Genomic DNA, 17,677 nt, shown 5'->3' with positions numbered 1-17,677 from the left:
CCTCTACCCTTTCATTACGGTTTCATATCAATAAGGAATGTCTTGATTTCGTACGGCTTTATATCAAAGGAGATATGTGGACCTTCTTGAAGCGGGATAATCGGCTGTTCCAACAAATCGGTTTCCTGCCACGAAACGATGTGGAAATCGCTGGAGAGAATAACGTTGCTACGCGCACCCGTATATTCATGCAGCCTGATTACAACCTGGTCGCTGTCCTCCGCCTTCTTCACCGTGTCAACTATGACATGATCCACATCGAGCTGCAGCATCGATTTGCCTGACAAGGCGGCGAAACCTTTAAGCAGTGTTAGCGGCTGATTGAGCGAAGCGGCTTCTCGTACGGTACCATCCGCCACCCAATCTCCGGAGTGAGGAAACAGCGAATACGTAAATTGATGGAGACCTTGGTCCGCATTCGGATCCGGATACGTAGCGGATTTGATTAAGGTCAGCCGGATGATGTTGTCCTTAATGTCATGACCGTATTTGCAGTCGTTCAACAGACTAACCCCGAAGCCCCGCTCGGACAAATCGACCCATTGATGCGCGACCGTCTCGAAGCGCGCATAATCCCAGCTCGTATTCCAATGCGTCGGACGTTTGACGTTGCCGAACTGGATGTCGTACGTCGCTTCCGTAGCGCGGACCTGTACCGGAAAAGCGACCTTCAACAGCTGCTGCTTCTCCCGCCAGTCGACCCTAGAAGCGAAATCGATGCGCCGGCTGTCTGCGTAAACGGTCAAGTTCTGAACGATCTGCGAATCCATATACCGCCACTCGAAACGCAGAACTGCGCTGTACGCGTCGTTCTCGATCAAGGCAACCGATTCGAGTTGCCTGATTTCGCGCTGTTTCTCCTGGTAGAACAAATCGATATCCCATGCGTCGAACATTTTTGGTTTGTCTTCAAACACCTGAAGCACGTTGCCGCACGTTCCCTCGGCGATAACCTCACGCTTTGCCTTACGGTCGTATAGATGCGTCAACTGCCCGAACTCGTTCCATTCCAGCACGTAAAATGGCGTTGTGAGCTTGCGGCATTCATAGGTGAACTTCGGCTGTGCTTCCTTCATGTCCAACGGAGACGGCTCGAAACGAATGGTCAGCCCCCCCGCTGGAGGCACGTCGGTAACGCAGACCTTCCAGAAATCATCTAATTTTACGGCATCAAGTTCCCTGCCATTCGCGGCGATCCAGTGGCCCGATTCCATGCCGGACTCGGCCGGTATCCGAACCAACTCGGTGCGCGCATAGGAGGCGCTGTTCCACACCGTCCAAGCCATAGGATCCACCGTAGTAAGCGCTTCGGCAGCATCCTTCCGGGCCTCCAGTCCCCACACTTCCGCTTCTGCATACTCCCGCCGTGTATCTTCGTAAACCTCCGGAATGGATGAGCCCGGAATAATATCGTGAAACTGGTTCCGCATAATCGTCTTCCAGCCCTTGTACAGCTTCTGCTGTGGATATTCCTTCCATCCAGCGCCAACAACCCCATTCAACGACTGCAGCCACTCCGCGTCCCGGTACAGGAACTCCAGCTTCCGGTTCATCCGTTTGTTATACGCCTGGCTCGTATAGGTTCCCCTGTGGTATTCCAGGTATAGCTCACCGTCCCACGTATGCACGTACTGGTCCGTCTTCTCTACGGTCTCCTGCAACCTCGCGAAATAGTCTCCCGCCCGGCCCGTTTTCACGTGGGGCAGGCCGGGAATTTCGTTCAGACGGCGCCGCATCTCCAGCATGTCGCGGTTGACTCCGCCGCCGCCGTCACCGTAGCCATACGACAGCAGGAGCTCACGATTCAAGCCTTTGTCGCGGTACGTATCCCAAATTCCTTTGACGGAGTACGGCTCGATCAACCCGTTGTAGGTATACCACCATACCGTCGATTCGGGAACCTCCGGCGTCGTCACGAAATGCGTCAGCACCTCGGAGCCGTCGATACCACGCCAGATAAAGGTGTCGTGCGGCATTCGGTTGTACTGGCTCCAGCTGATCTTTGTCGTCATGAATGTATCGATGTTGGCCTTCTTTAAAATTTGCGGTAATGCCCAACTGTAGCCAAATACATCGGGCAACCATAAGTAACTACAGGTCACACCGAACTCCTGCTGCAAGAAGCGAGTCCCGTACAGGATTTGCCGAACGAGTGATTCTCCACTGGTTAGATTGCAGTCGGCCTCTAGCCACATGGCGCCGCCCGCCTCCCAGCGCCCCTCCTTGATGCGTTGTTTGATGTCTTCGTAGATGTCCGGATAGTCTTCCTTGATGTATTCGTACAGTTGGGGTTGCGTTTGCAGAAATACGTATTCCGGGTACTTTTCCATCAACCTTAGGACGGTGGAAAAAGAGCGCGCCGCTTTTTCGCGGGTATGCGTCAGCCTCCATAGCCACGCAACGTCGATATGCGTATGGCCGATACATTGCACTGCGACCTGACTCGTCTTCTTCCACGACGCCGCTGACTCACGCAGCGCGCCTCTTGCCTGCCGGATCGAATTGTAAAACGCCTCCGATCCGGGCTTAGACCAATCGATTAGCTTAAAGGCGTAGTCCAGTGCCTGTAGCAGCTCGAATCGTTCCGGCTGATGCTCTTCAAGTACCTTGACCGTATTCAGTACACCCCGACCCGTAAAGTAGAGGTCATCAGCAGCCTCGTCCAGCACAGTAAGCTCCGCCTTCCTGAACTGATGCTCTTGCTCCTGTGGTATTCCGCCTCCCTCCAATCCGGACCACAACCGAAAACAAAGGTCGACTTCGGTTCCGGCCCATTCCTGTCGCATGAATACTTCCATATGGTTGGAATCGACACCTTGATATGGAGAGCCGTTCACATAAAGCAGCGATTCGAAGCCCGAATTATGTCCCGGCCCCGTGCTTCCGAAATCGAATCGCCCGACTACCGTATGTTTCGACCATTCGGACGGGATCGTAACCCGTTGCCTTAACCAAACATATAGATCACGACCCTTCCAGCGGTCACCGATTTGTATCGTTGCATCGGAGCTCGGGGTTGCCGGCGGCCTGGCGCCGTTCATCTTGTCTAAATCGGGCGTGAACATCCATTCCCCAATCGGGCGCAAGTCTCGATACCGGTACTCATCCAACTCATTTAAGCGTTGCTCAAGCTTCTCTTCAGTCCAAAACATGTTTCAAGTCCCCTCTTATAGCACGTGTTATTATTCAAAAAAAATTCTAAGGTATGAAAAGCTCATTTTGTTTATTTCACACCTTAAAAGTCTGGAAAATTTATCTTGAGTAAGCAGAGGCACAGGCCAGAATCAGCGCTCAATTCCTCTAATGGTCATATTAATCGTTTATCCTTTGACAGCAGAACTTGAGAACCCTTGAATAATATATTTTTGGCCCAGGAAGAAGACGATGAGTAACGGCACGACTCCCGCTGTAGCTGCAGCCATCATCATGTTATAGTCCACTCCTGCTTCCAGCATGAAATTTTGCATGCCAAGTGGTACCGTGAACAGTTTTTTGTCCAACAGGAAAATCAAAGCGTTCTCATAATCGTTCCAAGTCCAAGTAAAATCAATAATAGCGAAGGTTGCCAGTACCGGTTTGGAAAGTGGCAGAAATAATTGAAAGAAAATCCGAAAATGACCGGCACCATCAATAAAAGCCGCTTCAGATATTTCGTGGGGAATGCTCATGAAAAATTGCCGAATCATGAAGACGCCGAACACCGTAAACAAGCCCGGAAGAATGAGCGCCCAATGGGTGTTGTAAATTTTCATCCAATCAAACATGATAAATTTCGGTACAAAAAGTACTTGTGGTGGAATCATCATCAGACATAGATATAGTAAAAAGATACCGTCCCTCCCCTTAAACGGAATACGGCTAAAGCCATATGCCGCAAAGGCAGCGAGCAAAGGAGCTCCAATCATCAAAATTATAGAAATCTTCAGGGAATTGAAATAGAAGAGTGCAAATTCGTCTCCCGTCATCCATACCTTAAAGTGGTTGGTCCATACTGGATCGTGCGGAATCCATTGAATCGGATAAGTGAAGACATCCTTCGGTTTCTTAAACGAGGTGCTGATCATCCAGATCATTGGCGACAGCAGCAGTAGACTGGCTAGCGTCATGATGATCGTATTGAAGCTTTTAATCACCCGTTCTCTGATTATTCTGATATTTCTCGTATCCATTTGTGCGTCTTCCCCTCTGTTAATAATGGACCCACTTTTTCTGGCCAACCCACTGAATAACCGTGATGCAAAGGATGATCAGGAACATGGTCCATGAGACGGCCGAAGCGTAACCCATTTCATAGAAGTTGAAGGCTTTTTTATATGCGAAAATAGAGAAAACGGTCGTACTATTGCCTGGCCCTCCTTGAGTTATCGCATAAATCATGCCAAACCCCTTGATAGAGCCGATAAAGCCCGTGATCATCAAGAAAAAAGTCGTCGGACTAACCAATGGAAATATAATTAGGCGTAGTAACTGCCCAAATGTTGCTCCATCCATCTTGGCAGCTTCCAGCTGCTCGGAAGACATCTCCTGCAGTGCAGCCAAATAAATGATCATGTTGTAGCCGATGCCGCCGGCGGTCATCATGATCAGCACCGCATACATCGCCGTATCCGGCGAAGCAAACCATAGTGGAGGATCCGATACGCCTATGGATCGTAGAAAGGCATTTATTGGACCGTTAGTAGGCTGAAATAGCACCATCCAGACGAAAGCGATAGCGATACCGCTGGTAAAATAAGGTGCGAAAAAAAACGCTCGTAAAGTCTTCTGCAAATAAGTACGATTATTGAGCATGACTGCAATCAGAAATCCGAGCATAATAGAAATCGGTACAGGAATCAGTACCAATAAAGTGTTTTTGACCGATACAACAAATAAATCATCTCTCACCATCATCCTGAAATTATCCAATCCAACGAAGTGCGGGGATTGCCCACTAGCGAATACCCAATCCGTAAACATTAAATAAAAGGAAAACAGGGCCGGAACGAGCATAAACACCATCATTCCGATTAGATTGGGAGCGATAAACACATAACCAATCAGCCTCTGCCGCTTCATCCAACTCACGATCGGTCACCGCCTTTCTCTCTATATAATGTAGTAGTAGCTTCATCCAGCTTGCAGCCACAGAGGGATGTGATACTAACCTCCCCACCCCTCCTTGGCTGATGGTGCTATTTAGATAACGCTTTCAAATTATCGTTGTGTATCCGTGCCAATTCCTTCGCGGCTTCCTCTGGTGTCAGCTTCTGGGTAAATGCTTTGTCATAGACTGCTTGCTGCTCAGTCCCTGTCTTCCGGTCCAGACGGCTTAAGCCAAGCGGCAAATCGCCGAACATGACCCGCTTGATTGAATCCAGATCATAAGTGTCTTCCACGCCTTTGAACATAAGGGCGACAGCCTCATCGACCGGGAAGTCCTTGGAGGAAGGTACTCTTCCGCCTGCCGCCATCGGTAGCATGCCCCCATCCGCATACCATTGGATAAACTTCCAGGCAGCTTCCTGATGCTTGGTGCTTGGATTGATGGATATCACATCACCCAAGCCGCCGGCGTTAATATAATCGCTCTGATCCTTGTTCACCTTGGGAGCCGGAGCCGCCGCGACCTTGAATGTCCGTGGAAATTCTTGCACATTGTTCGTCGTGCGGAATATCTGGTTTGTAGAGAACAACATTGCCGTTTCTCCCTTCACAAACATTTGGTCCAAGGCAGGCTTCGAAGTAATTTGCTCCGTATGAGGCATCAAGCTCTTATCGGTGAACATCATGTCGAAATAAACCTGAAGCGTCTTAACCGTCAGCGGGTTGTCAAAAGCAGAGGTTCCATCGGCCTTTGTCAGTTGTAAGCTTTGCTTCTGCAAAGAACCGTTGATAGGCACATTGAAGTAATAATCGCTTTGCGCCAATCCCCAGACTTTGTCAGACTTGAGCTGGGCGGCATAATCTCTGAACTCATCTAGCCCCCACTCCGTCGGAATTGGTAGTCCCTTGGCATCAAGCATATCCTTGTTCAGCCAGACAAAGGATAAGCCCTTCTGGGTCGGCAGACCATAATACTTATCGTCTACTTTCCATAACGCAGCTCCTTCTCCCATTTTATCGTCCACGTTGTAGTCGGAGAACTTGCTGAGATCCAGCGCGTTGCCTGCTTTGATCCGCTTCTCGTAAAGGCTGAAATCATAGTTCACGTACATGTCCACGGGCTGACTAGAGATAAGCGCCGTATCCAGCTTCAGGTTGCCCGCATCGTCATTGACGAAACGCACATACTCTACCTGAATGTCCGGATTCTGTTTATTCCAGTTGTCTACAACTTCTTGGGGACCATTCTCAGATGGTACCGCTCCCCACAGGGTAAGTTTGATCGGGTCACTGCTGGCCGTACTTGCCTCAGGAGACGTTCCCCCCGTTTGATTACCGCCTTTTGCACCGCAGCCAGCAAGTGCCAGAGGCACCGCCACAAGCAGCGCCAGCCCTGCAATCATCCATCTTCTGTTTCTCATCTTACCTGCAACCTCCCTTAAATTGGATGTTTGATTCACCCCAACTATACCAAGCCGCCCCTTGTCTCATAAGGGTTGAAACTTGCAGATTAATAGTACAAAACTTAGATGTTATTCTCCCGCCTGAAGGAGCTAGGCGTTTGCCCAACCATACGCTTGAATACCTTAATGAAGTACGCATCATCGGCAAAACCCGTTTGAAAAGCGATTTCTTCCACATTTAGCTTGGAATGCAGCAACAAGCGCTTCGCCTGCTCGATCCGGATATTTTGCAAATAAGCGATCGGCGTCAGTCTGGTTTTTTTGCCAAACACGGTGCTTAAATAATCCACGTTAATGGATACCAGCTTAGCTAAATCCGCAACCTTGATATTTTCCTTGTAATGCTCCAGCATATATTGAATCACTCGATTCACCTCGGGATGATCTGTAAAACTTACATTTTCCTCTCTCATCTGCCGGATCAGCTCAAGTATGGCATGCTGTACATAGACAAGCAGCGATTCATGGTTGGTGGCCGAGTTGATTTCTTGCCGGTCCTCCGATTTCCTTCCTGCCAGCATTACTAGCATATGAAGAAGATGCGCAGCGAACATTTTCACTTCCATATGGGAAAAAGCCGATATCTCCATGCTGTCCCATATCAGAGCTGTCACCTCGGCGCATTTGAGTTCGTCGCGTTCTTCAAAGCAGCGGATCAGCTCGGCTTCCAGCTCCGCGATAGGTGGCAACTCGTGTCGCTCCTTCACCGGAATTGCCTTACAACCGTACCACTCCCCGTTCAACTGATTCAGCGCAGAGCGCCAATCCTGAGACAGCTGAGTCAGACTGCTACCAGCCGCTAGTCCAATGGAACAGTTCGACTTGTTCCAGCTCACATACTCTGCCGTCTTCTGAAAGCTCCAGCAAAAGAAGGTTGTCTGCCCCCCCTCATAGAAGGCTTGAACCAACTGATACTCCTCGGTTTGGATACCTGCCTGTTCCGCAGCAGAAGGGGTAGCTCCGCTTAAAACGGTAACAATATCAAGGCTCAAACTGCGGAATTTCTCCGCTGCCGCAATCGTTCCGGCCTGATCTTTATCGGCCGACGCGACCGTTCCCCGAATGCCTGACCAGATACGATGATAATAAGGATAAAGCGCCTCTCCAGCCATGCTGAGTTCCTCAAGCAAAGATCCCTTAATACGCCCCAAGCTCTCCAACAGAACTTCATCATTTAAGGACAACTTTAACAGATAGTTAAAAGCCCCGTACTGGAGGGCATCCCGGGCATAATCAAAGTGGCCCATGGCCGTCAGCATAATAAAACGGCTGCGGATTCCCGCCTTCCGTGTTTCTTTCAATAGTTCAATCCCGTCCATCCCCGGCATGACAATATCAGCGATCACGACGTCAGGCTTAAGACTCATAATAGCCGCGAGAGCTTCCTTGCCGTTCCCTGCCTCACCTACAACGCAAAATCCGTGGCGTTCCCAATCCACCGTTTCCCGGATGGCCTCACGGACAAACGCTTCATCTTCCACCAGTAAAATCGTCCACATACCCACCGTCTCCTTCCTGTGAATAAGGCGTCGCAATCAGCAAAGGTAACCGAAATCGGATCAGGGTCCCTTCCGCATCGGATATAAATTCCATGGAGCCTTCCTCCTTAAAAAGCAACTGTAGCCTTTCTCTCAGATTGCTCAGTCCGATGCCATGACCGCTTCGTCTTCCCGGTTTGAGAGCGGCTGCTTCCATGCCAATACCATTATCCTCCACCTCCAGAATAAGCTCGCTTCCCTCCGCTCTGACTCTCACCCAAATCGTGCCGCACCCGTCAGCCACGTCAAAGCCATGAACGATGGAATTCTCTACCAGAGGTTGTAGACTAAGCTTGGGAACTAGAGCGTGTTGAACCGATTCATCCATTTCATAAATAATGACGAAATGATTCCGAAAGCGAAAAGCCTGTATGGATTCATAAGAACGCAACAGCTTTATTTCTTCTTTGAGGGAAATCAATTCAATTTCCGAGTTTAGGCTTGCCTCCAGTATTAGCCCCAAAGAGGTGCAAATGTCTGCAATCTCTTTCTGCTTTTCTTTTCTGGCAATCCATTTAACCGTATTTAAGGTATTCAACAGAAAATGTGGATTCATTTGAGAGAGCAGCATTTGGAAACGAACCGCCTGCTTTTGCCGCTCTTCCAGCTTAAGCTTGTTAATAAGCGCGACAACATCATCAATCATCCGATTGAAGCTCTCACCAAGGGAGCGCACCTCGGCTGTTGCATCCTTACCGATGGTAATTTTGACATTCAGCTTCTTGTCCAGCGCCTCCTCCATGCTGCGCTCTAGGACATATAACGGCTCCGTCATCCGGGCAGACAGGATGATCGTCACCAGCACGAAGACAATGACCAGAATGGTCAAAAAGAGAAAAACGATAAACCTTAATTGCCGAATTTCCTGCTGCAGCTCGCTTAGTGGCATTTGACTCACCACATACCAGTCCAGCTCCTCAAGATAGCTGTAATTGACGAGGGAAGAGGAGTGTTTATCCTCATAGTGTCCTTCCTGTGCCTGGAGAGACATAATCCTCTGCATCATATACATGCTGAAGTCTGTTTTCTTGCTTTGCAGAACGGTCTCTCCTTGTCCGGTAAAGATGGTTAAATCCTGGTTAACCGGGCTATCCTTTAAAGTGCTGCGGAACCATTCCTGTATGTTGATGCTAATCTGCGCAAGTCCGAAATTTCCCCGCAGTTGGTCATCGAGAACGGTGTACAGGCTCAGAAACTTGTTTCCTTGGCTGCCGTTCACATCATTCCAATCATCCGCCACCCAGCGGTATGAATGAGCCCCGCTTTGTAGCTTACTCTGCCAATCTTGTAAATCTTTCAGCTCATTGGTCAACTGGCTATTAGGAGCATAGGAGGTATATACATTACCTTTAAGGTCGATGAACCTAAAATACAGCTCCGTCTGATGAAAGAAAAAGCTGTTGTTGATTCCAAACATTTTGCTCTCGATCACTTTCTTTCGTTCAAGGGGGTCATATTTGTCCGGATCGTGCATAATCTGGATCAGGCTCTCATCCTGGCTCAGCATGATATTCGCCTTATAGGCAAATGCCATCATATCCGTCAAGGACACATGCACCTGTTGCATACGCTCGGACATTCGATCCATCATATCCTTCTGGCGAATCGATTCAAAATGCTGGAATAAATAAAAAATAGCGACACACAATGGAACCATCAGAAGGGTGATATAAGCTACGATAAGCCTGTACTTCAAGGTATTCGGAAGCAAATAGCGCCAGTTTAGCATCGTGTAGGATCCACTCCTCAAAATAGTAGTAGTCGAATTTCTCATTTTACGAAGAGTGCTAAGACATGTATTCATTCAACCGAATAATTGCCGGATTTCTCGAATAGGCAAAAAAAACCTCTGTTCAAGAGGTTTTTTTGCCTAACCCATTGCGGGCTTGGTTTATTGTTCATCATTCATTCGATTATATCACGGGCAAAAACGAAGCTAGTAGATATAAAACTTGTAGATTTATATAACGAATCTTAGTTGTTACTGAACTGCGCCTACACCTCGTTGTCTATTATTCGTATACGCGAATCTCGACAATCTCCGCGCGCGGGCAACCGTTGGTCGCTTCCACCACTACGCGGAGACGGTTGGAGGTAACCGGCCGACCCAGTGTATGCACCACTTTGCGTTTCCGATTGTTCCGACCTTCGGCGACGGAGATCCATTCGCCGTTCATATAAATCTGCACGCGGTAATCCTTGACCAGTTCGGGAATTGTCTCGAACGATGTGCGGTGATGATGAAGATTAATCAAGTCCTCGTTCACGTCGTCATTAAATGTAAGATGAATCGTGCAAATATTAACTGGTGTCGACCAACTCAACTCCAGCCACTCCGGCGTGTCTTCCCGCAGGAATACTGACGACCACAGATGTGGACCCGCATACGGCCTATGATATCCGTCGATCACTTTATCTGGAGTGAATGCTTGTGTCGGCGAGAGAAGACGGAAGCAGATCGGCTTGCGGACAAACGGGCGCATATTCCACTGTACAACCGGCTGATCTGGCTGTTGATCCCCCAGGTCCGGGTAAACGACAGGTTGTGGTCCTTTCTCGAACGCAAGTACCCCAAATTGCGGCTCATCGGACAGATGTAAGACAATCCGTTCATTCACTTTGACAATGAGGAAAGCGTTCTGTGGAGTATCAGGCTTCCAATGGAGGAGCAGCCTCACCCACTGTCCCGCACCTTTCGTTACCGGAGTCGAAGCAATCGTCTGTATCGTATGTGGGACATAGTTCTCACCTCGTCCGGTATCCCATAGCTCCAGCTCCAGTGTCGTGTTCTCCTCCGCATCGACTAGTAAATCAATCCCAGTCAGCTCCGGATCAACCGGCAGGAGCAAGCCGATATCGGAAGCTAGCCGATACGATTCGGCCGGCTTCTCCACAGCTAGCTGCATCAACGTGCTGGAAGCCGTTGATCTAGCACTTCGCGCCAAATCAGCCGAATCTTCATTGCGAAAACCGATGATAGACGCATCCTGGCGAAGCAGTGTTTGTTGAAGTTCTCGCAAATGGGTCCGGTAGAGCTCGCGTGGAGAAACTCCCTTCTCCGCGCATAATGCAGCACCGGTACCCGCAGCCTCACCGATAACGGCGCAAGTCGCCATAACACGGGTCGTTCCGAATGCCACATGAGATGCGCTGATATCACGGCCGGCCATAATCAAATTGTTTACGTTGACGGAATATAGGGATCGGAATGGAACATGGTACACCCCGTCCGCATGTAAATGCTTGGAGCCGCTTTCTGTCGAATACATCCCTTGCGGAGGATGCAAATCGATAGACCATCCGCCGAAGGCCACGCCATCTTCAAACTCGCGCTGAGCCACGATATCATTTTGGTTAAGTACATAATCTCCAATGAAACGGCGATACTCGCGCTTCCCCGGGATGGATCCCACCCACTCCAGCGCCATATTGTCGGCATCGAAGTTGCCGGAATTTTTAATATAGTCCCATATACCATAGATCACTGCCCATAACTCGTCGCGGATCTGCTCGTTGTCGTGAACCGTATCCAGTTCCCCTCCCCATTCGATCCACCAATAAGCGCATCCATTATCACCGCTGCGGATGACGCGGTTCAGTGGAATGGTTGTCTTCGATATATCCTTCGCAAAACTTGGCTGCGTAAACTTGACAGGATGGCCAGCATCCTTCGTATAGAAGAACATCGTACTCCCCAATGTAATATCATCCGCAACTGGCGGTGCCCAGTCCTCATTGTACTCGTCCCTCGCCTCGCGGCCGACGTGGTACTTTGCCCCGGCCAGAAATCCGACCAGTCCATCGCCCGTACAATCTAGGAACATACTGCTTTCAAAACGAATACGCCGCTCTGAACCCATCATCCAGCCGGTAACAGAACGAATAACCCTGCTGTCCGCATCGCCTTCGGCTTCCACTTCATGGACATCGGTATTCAAAAACAAGCGAATATTGGGCTCTGCCCGCACAGTCTCGAGCACAATCATATCCCAAATATACGGGTTCCCGTCGATATTTCGGTTCTGATTTTCTACGAACATTTCACCCATAATACCGGTCTCGCGCGCATAACGGTTCGTTCCGTGGGCGGTAGCTCCACAAACCCAAACGCGTACCTCGCTGCTTGAATTTCCACCTAGCACCGGACGATTCTGAATAAGCGATACAGTCCTGCCCAAACGAGCTGCAGCGACAGCAGCACTCACTCCCGCCAGGCCGCCGCCTACAACTGTAATATCCGACGTTATAACTTCCTGCCTCATGATTGAACATCTCCTTATAATAGCATTCAATATCCGTGATTTCATCATATACTTGCGTATTTCCAAACTCCATGCATCATGTTACGATAATCTATATACTTTATTTCATTTAATGGTGGCGATATAATGAGAAGCGACTTTTCGATCCGGCTGGTGACGCATCTTCATTGGATCAAGAAAGAAACATTTGCTCTCGACCGGGATATTTATTCCTACTGGACAATGTTCGCTGTGGAAGAAGGCAGATTCACTTACCGCATAGAAGAACAAGAAGGTGAAGCCGGATTTGGTAGCTTGGTGGTCTGCCCACCAAATACCTGGTTTCATAGAAGAACACTTGAACCTTTGACTTTTCACTTTATTCATTTCACGTGGGATTCGGAGCCTTCTCTTGAGGAGAGGCGGTCATTGACCGGCAAACTGATGATCACGGACATCGAACGGCTATTTTCCGACTACCGTTACCTGCGACTGCTTGCGTTGGAACAGGATGAAACCGCATTAGAGAGAAAACAACACCTGGTAAGCGATATATGGCGTTTATACGAGCTGGAGAGGAATGTACCGAAGGAAATAGGGTTAAATGGAATGACAACTGATATTGAGATACGTAAGGCTGCCCAATTCATCACCGCCAATGCATTCGGTCCAATCGATATGAAGGGCTTAGCGTTCTCGCTGCAGCTTACCCCAGTGCAGTTAACGAGACGTTTTCGTGCGGCTTATGGAATGACTCCTTCCGATTATACGACTCGACTCCGCCTGGACAAGGCTAGCAAATTACTGCTGGAAACTGAGCTTAGTATCGACAAAATTGCGCAACTGTGCGGATACGAGAACGGCTTCTATTTAAGCCGCATCTTCCGGAACAAACGGGGAATGCCCCCTTCGCAATATCGCAGCATGCCTCGCGTCTAGCTTCAGATCTGATGGATGAATTCTCTTACACAAGTTTCACTCAAAAAGTTGGCGATATAGCACAGCTCCTTAGTTGGATTTATTCTGAAATCAACTATATATAGGAGCAAAAAAGCTTGTAAAGCTGGGTATCCAACTTTACAAGCTTTTTTGCTCCTGAAACAATGGCATTGTCCGGTCCGACGACTCCGACAAATCCTCTTGTCCGAAGTCAGGATAAATAACAGTTCTCGGCAGCCTTATTTTATATTGCTAATGACTTAAATCGTTCCCAGCTCTGCTGTAAATTTTGCGCTGCCCAGTTCATATGATTCTGGTCGCTATACTGACGATACGTACACTCTATATGTAAGATTAGATCAAGATATAAATCATACATCATTAACCGTTTCTTCTGCGACGGTGTCATTTCACTTATCCCATAACTCCTCACAAACGTAGGGCAATTCGCCAGCGAACGGAAATAATATTCCATTAATGGGTCGCCCCAAAGTGCCCGCTCACAATCGATTAACCCTGTAATCTTCCCGTTATCCACAAAGACATTCCCATCCCATAAATCCCAATGTACCAAGCAAGGCTCCTTAACCTCTTCCAGGCTAGATCTATGCCGTTCAATAGCTTCCATTATATCCTTCGCTTCAGCTGGAAGTGTGACATTTGCGTCCTTGGCATCAGCAAGCAAACCCGATACCATTGCCATAAATACATTAGACCATTCCTTACCTTGTCCTTCTTCCAGAGCAAAATAGCCAAATTGCTCTCCCTTAATTTCATTAATCAGTCGATTCAGTCTGCCTAATTCGGACTCTATTGCTTCCCGTTGCAACGGAGAGAGAGTTTCCTTTACCTTGTTGTACGGTTCCCCTGCAAGATACTCCATTATGAAAAATTCCCCATCAATAATTGAGCTACTGTCATCGTAATGGAAAACTTCTGGTACGGGGATTCTTCCGGTCTGCTTAAGTAAATTAAGAACTTCAACTTCTGCCTTCATCATATTGCGCTCATAACGCATTACCCCAGACGTAGCGTTAACTGGGGCCACTTTCAATACTACCTTGTTGCCATTATCCAAAGTGATCGCATAAGCGGAATTGAACCAGCCATCCTTTAATTCGCAAGCCGACAACATAGAGGTACTACTTTCAAAAGCAGCCTTTATCACGGCTTGTAGATCACCGTCGTCCAAATGCAGTTTAATTGCATTGTCTATTTCGTATCCCTCCTCGAGTAAAAAAAGTACCCACCTTGCTACAATAGCCAAAGCGAGTACCTTCTGTCATCCTGCATCCTATATTTTCTGTAGTGAACTCTTACTTACGCCTCATTGCCTTCAAGAATCATGACTCCACGACCTGCTAATGAAACAGAACCCGTTACCATTTCACCAGTGAGCATATCCTTTTTCTGCTCATCTCCAATTTCTACTACAGCAGTTTCCGCATTATGATTCAACAAGAATAAATAAGCCAATCCGTCCTTAACGCGTCGTGTCACTTCCACTCCTGATGGAGCTTTCGCTAACGGTTTGATCCCTTTCTCATCACATAGGTTAGAGAGGAATCCCTGTAAGAATGAAGCATCTGGACTACTAGCTATATAATACGCACGACCAGCACCAAATTGATTCACTGTAATGACTGGACGTCCTTGATAGAAATCGCTACCGTATTCCGCCAGCACCTCCGCTCCTTCACTATGAATGAGATCGCACATTAGACTACATTCATAAGTTCCATCCAAGGCTCCCCATGACTGCTTCAATACGATTTCGTTCTTTTGATTAGGGAACAGTGCATCAATTTCCTCTGCCCAGATGCCCAACAAGGAACGGAGTTCTCCCGGATATCCACCAAGGGTTACAAGATCACTCTCATTTACAATGCCGCTGAAGAAAGTTGTAACAAAAGTGCCGCCTGCGGCTACAAATGCCTCCACTTTTTTGGCGAAGCCGGGTTTCACCATGTAGAGCACTGGTGCAATAACGATGTCATAATTGCTAAGATCTTCTTCAACACCAATCATGTCACTCTCTACGTTCAATTCGAACAATGCATCATAATATTTGTGCACTTCGTCTACATAATTCAATGCAATGGTTGGTCCACTTGATAGCTCTGTTGCCCAGCGATTCTCCCAATCGAAAATGATCCCTACCTTGGCTTTAATTCGGGCATCAAGGATCGAATCGGACAATAGGCTTAACTCTGCTCCAAGTTCTGCGCATTCACGGAACACCCGTGTATGTTCATGGCCCACATGCTCAATAACCGCACCATGGTATTTCTCGCAAGCTCCAATCGAACGGCGTAGTTGGAAGAACATGACGGTATCCGCGCCCCGTGCCACTGCCTGATAACTCCACAACCGCATCACTCCCGGCCGCTTCAGCGAGTTATAGGGTTGCCAGTTTTGCTGGCTTGGTGTTTGCTCCATCAGCATGAATGGTTGTCCGTTCTTAACTCCGCGCATGAGATCATGTGTCATAGCTGTTAAACTAATAGGGGTATCGAGGGATGGATAATTATCCCAAGAAACTACATCTAAGTACTTCGCCCATTCAAAATAATCTAGTTCCTGGTAGGTTCCCATCAAATTCGTTGTCACAGGAATGTTTGGCGTGTGCTTCTTAATCTCTTCATACTCTAGCTTGTAACATTCCAATAGGCTGTGTGACATGAATCGACGATAATCCAAAGAGATCCCTTGGAAATTCGTACGCCCGCCACCCCACTCTTCACTCAACTCGTTCGGGGGAACAATCTCTTCCCAACTATAGAAGGTATGTCCCCAGAAACGGGTATTCCACGCCTTATTCAACTTCTCCAAACTACCGTACCGCTCTTGCAGCCATACACGGAACTCGGCAGCACAGTGCTCGCAATAACAATATCCTCCATACTCATTGGATATATGCCAAATTAATAGACTCGGATGATCCTTATATCTTTCAGCTAATTTTCCAGCTAGTCTCGCGGAATATTTTCTATAGGTGGGACTGTTGGGACAAGAATTATGGCGACCGCCAAATGTCCGCTTTCTACCTTGCACATCTACTCGAAGCACATCTGGGTGGCGGTTCGCCATCCATGCTGGGTGCGCACCCGTGGCGGTAGCCAAACAAACATAGACTCCATCTTGATATAGCCGATCCATCGTTGCGTCTAGAAATGAGAAATCATACGTCTCTTCATCCGGTTGGATCATCGCCCATGAGAAGACGTTCAGCGTTGCTACATCAATACCAGCAAGCTTAAACATCCGATTATCTTCTTGCCACGTTTCGGCATCCCACTGCTCAGGATTATAATCTCCGCCATACCATATCTTTGGTAATTTATTATTGATCACTATGAACACATCCTTTATGAAGTATAATTATATTACCATTCTAATTCGTAATCATTTCATGTTATATATAATATTAGGGACATTACATATAATAATATGGACCTCAAAGGAGAAGATAAATTCCTATGAAAGCACTGCGTCGATTCGTATTTTCACCGACAGGAAATCCTGGGCTACCACTGATTGTAGAGAGCATCGGTTACAACCCCAGTCAAGAAAAAATCATACGTTCCCAAGGGTATCCTTGGTATCACTGGTTACAAGTTGAGGATGGAGAGGGAGTGCTTACTTATCACAATGAAACGGTACAACTTTCGCCATACAGTGGTGTGCTACTCCCACCAGGACTACCACATATTTACGAGTCCTCCTCAAATAATATATGGAGTACCCTCTACTTAACCTTTGGGGGAGATGCTTCTGCATCTATCCTTTCATCCTTCGGCATTCATGAGCCCGCCATCTTCTACTGGGAACCAAGTTCGCCATTTGTCTCTCTTCTAAGTGGCATGTTATCTAAAATGGATGATGAATCTGATATGTTCGGGTTAGATATCTCGGTGGATGCTTACCGTTTTCTGGGACAAATGAGCAAGTTGAGTCAAGGAAATCACATATCCATATCTCGAAACATGGAGAAGTTAACCCCATTAATAAAATGGATGGAAAGGCACTACGGTAACCCTGACATCGGATTAGATAATCTTGCAGCCGTGTTAGGCATATCAAGCCGTCATTTAAGCAAACTGTTTCATCTGACGTTTGGTCTAGCACCCTATACGTATTTTGTACAAATGCGGATTCACAAAGCTAAAGAACGGCTGGCGAGCGAACCCATTGCCACAGTCGCTTCCATAGCGAGTCAAACTGGATTCCGTGATACCAGCCATTTTGTAGCTACATTTCGTAAACATACCGGAATGACGCCCCAGCAATTTAGGCGGCTTCATTAGTTTGAGAGTGTAACCCTTCTCAACATTAATGCTTCCTAAAAGATACCACCTTGCGGCGTTCTCTTGCTAACCAACACGGAAAGGTTTACTGATGACATCAATAC

At 47.8% G+C, this 17,677-nt stretch carries 11 protein-coding genes; 2 read left to right on the top strand and 9 right to left on the bottom strand.

What is annotated here, in order from left to right; genetic code table 11:
- Positions 1-14: 14 nt before the first annotated feature.
- The 7 genes from EJP82_RS11620 to EJP82_RS11590 all read right to left on the bottom strand — a co-directional run bounded on the left by EJP82_RS11620 (position 15) and on the right by EJP82_RS11590 (position 12,348).
- Positions 15-3,152, bottom strand: coding sequence for an alpha-mannosidase (locus EJP82_RS11620; protein WP_127192228.1), 3,138 nt, complete (start codon positions 3,150-3,152; stop codon positions 15-17).
- 168 nt (positions 3,153-3,320) lie between these two features.
- Entirely contained in the window at positions 3,321-4,169 is an 849-nt protein-coding gene (locus EJP82_RS11615) for a carbohydrate ABC transporter permease (RefSeq protein ID WP_127192227.1), read from the bottom strand.
- 19 nt (positions 4,170-4,188) lie between these two features.
- The gene (locus tag EJP82_RS11610; RefSeq protein ID WP_127192335.1) at positions 4,189-5,058 is read right to left on the bottom strand and encodes a carbohydrate ABC transporter permease; all 870 of its coding nucleotides are present in this window, start codon (positions 5,056-5,058) and stop codon (positions 4,189-4,191) included.
- 116 nt (positions 5,059-5,174) lie between these two features.
- Entirely contained in the window at positions 5,175-6,506 is a 1,332-nt protein-coding gene (locus tag EJP82_RS11605) for an ABC transporter substrate-binding protein (protein ID WP_127192226.1), read from the bottom strand.
- 104 nt (positions 6,507-6,610) lie between these two features.
- Positions 6,611-8,047 (bottom strand): response regulator, encoded by a 1,437-nt coding sequence (locus EJP82_RS11600; protein ID WP_127192225.1) that lies wholly within the window; start codon positions 8,045-8,047, stop codon positions 6,611-6,613.
- Positions 8,019-9,815 (bottom strand): cache domain-containing sensor histidine kinase, encoded by a 1,797-nt coding sequence (locus EJP82_RS11595; protein ID WP_170220174.1) that lies wholly within the window; start codon positions 9,813-9,815, stop codon positions 8,019-8,021. The genes EJP82_RS11600 and EJP82_RS11595 overlap by 29 nt, the downstream gene beginning before the upstream one ends.
- Before the next feature lie 283 nt (positions 9,816-10,098).
- The gene (locus EJP82_RS11590) at positions 10,099-12,348 is read right to left on the bottom strand and encodes an FAD-dependent oxidoreductase (RefSeq protein ID WP_127192223.1); all 2,250 of its coding nucleotides are present in this window, start codon (positions 12,346-12,348) and stop codon (positions 10,099-10,101) included.
- A 126-nt stretch (positions 12,349-12,474) separates the two neighbouring features.
- Here EJP82_RS11590 and EJP82_RS11585 point away from each other — a divergent pair, with 126 nt between their 5' ends.
- Complete coding sequence (locus tag EJP82_RS11585) at positions 12,475-13,266, top strand: helix-turn-helix domain-containing protein (protein ID WP_127192222.1); 792 nt, start codon at positions 12,475-12,477, stop codon at positions 13,264-13,266.
- A 244-nt stretch (positions 13,267-13,510) separates the two neighbouring features.
- Here EJP82_RS11585 and EJP82_RS11580 read toward each other — a convergent pair whose 3' ends face one another.
- Entirely contained in the window at positions 13,511-14,533 is a 1,023-nt protein-coding gene (locus EJP82_RS11580) for an aminoglycoside phosphotransferase family protein (protein ID WP_127192221.1), read from the bottom strand.
- A 53-nt stretch (positions 14,534-14,586) separates the two neighbouring features.
- On the bottom strand, positions 14,587-16,620 hold the full coding sequence (locus EJP82_RS11575; RefSeq protein WP_127192220.1) for a beta-galactosidase: 2,034 nt from the start codon (positions 16,618-16,620) through the stop codon (positions 14,587-14,589).
- Between the two features lie 125 nt (positions 16,621-16,745).
- Here EJP82_RS11575 and EJP82_RS11570 point away from each other — a divergent pair, with 125 nt between their 5' ends.
- Entirely contained in the window at positions 16,746-17,573 is an 828-nt protein-coding gene (locus EJP82_RS11570) for an AraC family transcriptional regulator (protein ID WP_246054052.1), read from the top strand.
- Positions 17,574-17,677 lie beyond the last annotated feature (104 nt).

This window comes from Paenibacillus anaericanus (assembly GCF_003994475.1).
Lineage (GTDB): Bacteria > Bacillota > Bacilli > Paenibacillales > Paenibacillaceae > Fontibacillus > Fontibacillus anaericanus.
This window is presented reverse-complemented; position numbering and strand designations above follow the sequence as displayed.

What these genes read in the sequence shown, in the direction of transcription:
- EJP82_RS11590 (WP_127192223.1), bottom strand. Translation starts at nt 12,348, where the DNA reads ATGAGGCAGGAAGTTATAACGTCGGATATTACAGTTGTAGGCGGCGGC.
- EJP82_RS11595 (WP_170220174.1), bottom strand. Translation starts at nt 9,815, where the DNA reads ATGCTAAACTGGCGCTATTTGCTTCCGAATACCTTGAAGTACAGGCTT.
- EJP82_RS11610 (WP_127192335.1), bottom strand. Translation starts at nt 5,058, where the DNA reads ATGAAGCGGCAGAGGCTGATTGGTTATGTGTTTATCGCTCCCAATCTA.
- EJP82_RS11605 (WP_127192226.1), bottom strand. Translation starts at nt 6,506, where the DNA reads ATGAGAAACAGAAGATGGATGATTGCAGGGCTGGCGCTGCTTGTGGCG.
- EJP82_RS11620 (WP_127192228.1), bottom strand. Translation starts at nt 3,152, where the DNA reads ATGTTTTGGACTGAAGAGAAGCTTGAGCAACGCTTAAATGAGTTGGAT.
- EJP82_RS11615 (WP_127192227.1), bottom strand. Translation starts at nt 4,169, where the DNA reads ATGGATACGAGAAATATCAGAATAATCAGAGAACGGGTGATTAAAAGC.
- EJP82_RS11570 (WP_246054052.1), top strand. Translation starts at nt 16,746, where the DNA reads ATGAAAGCACTGCGTCGATTCGTATTTTCACCGACAGGAAATCCTGGG.
- EJP82_RS11585 (WP_127192222.1), top strand. Translation starts at nt 12,475, where the DNA reads ATGAGAAGCGACTTTTCGATCCGGCTGGTGACGCATCTTCATTGGATC.
- EJP82_RS11600 (WP_127192225.1), bottom strand. Translation starts at nt 8,047, where the DNA reads ATGTGGACGATTTTACTGGTGGAAGATGAAGCGTTTGTCCGTGAGGCC.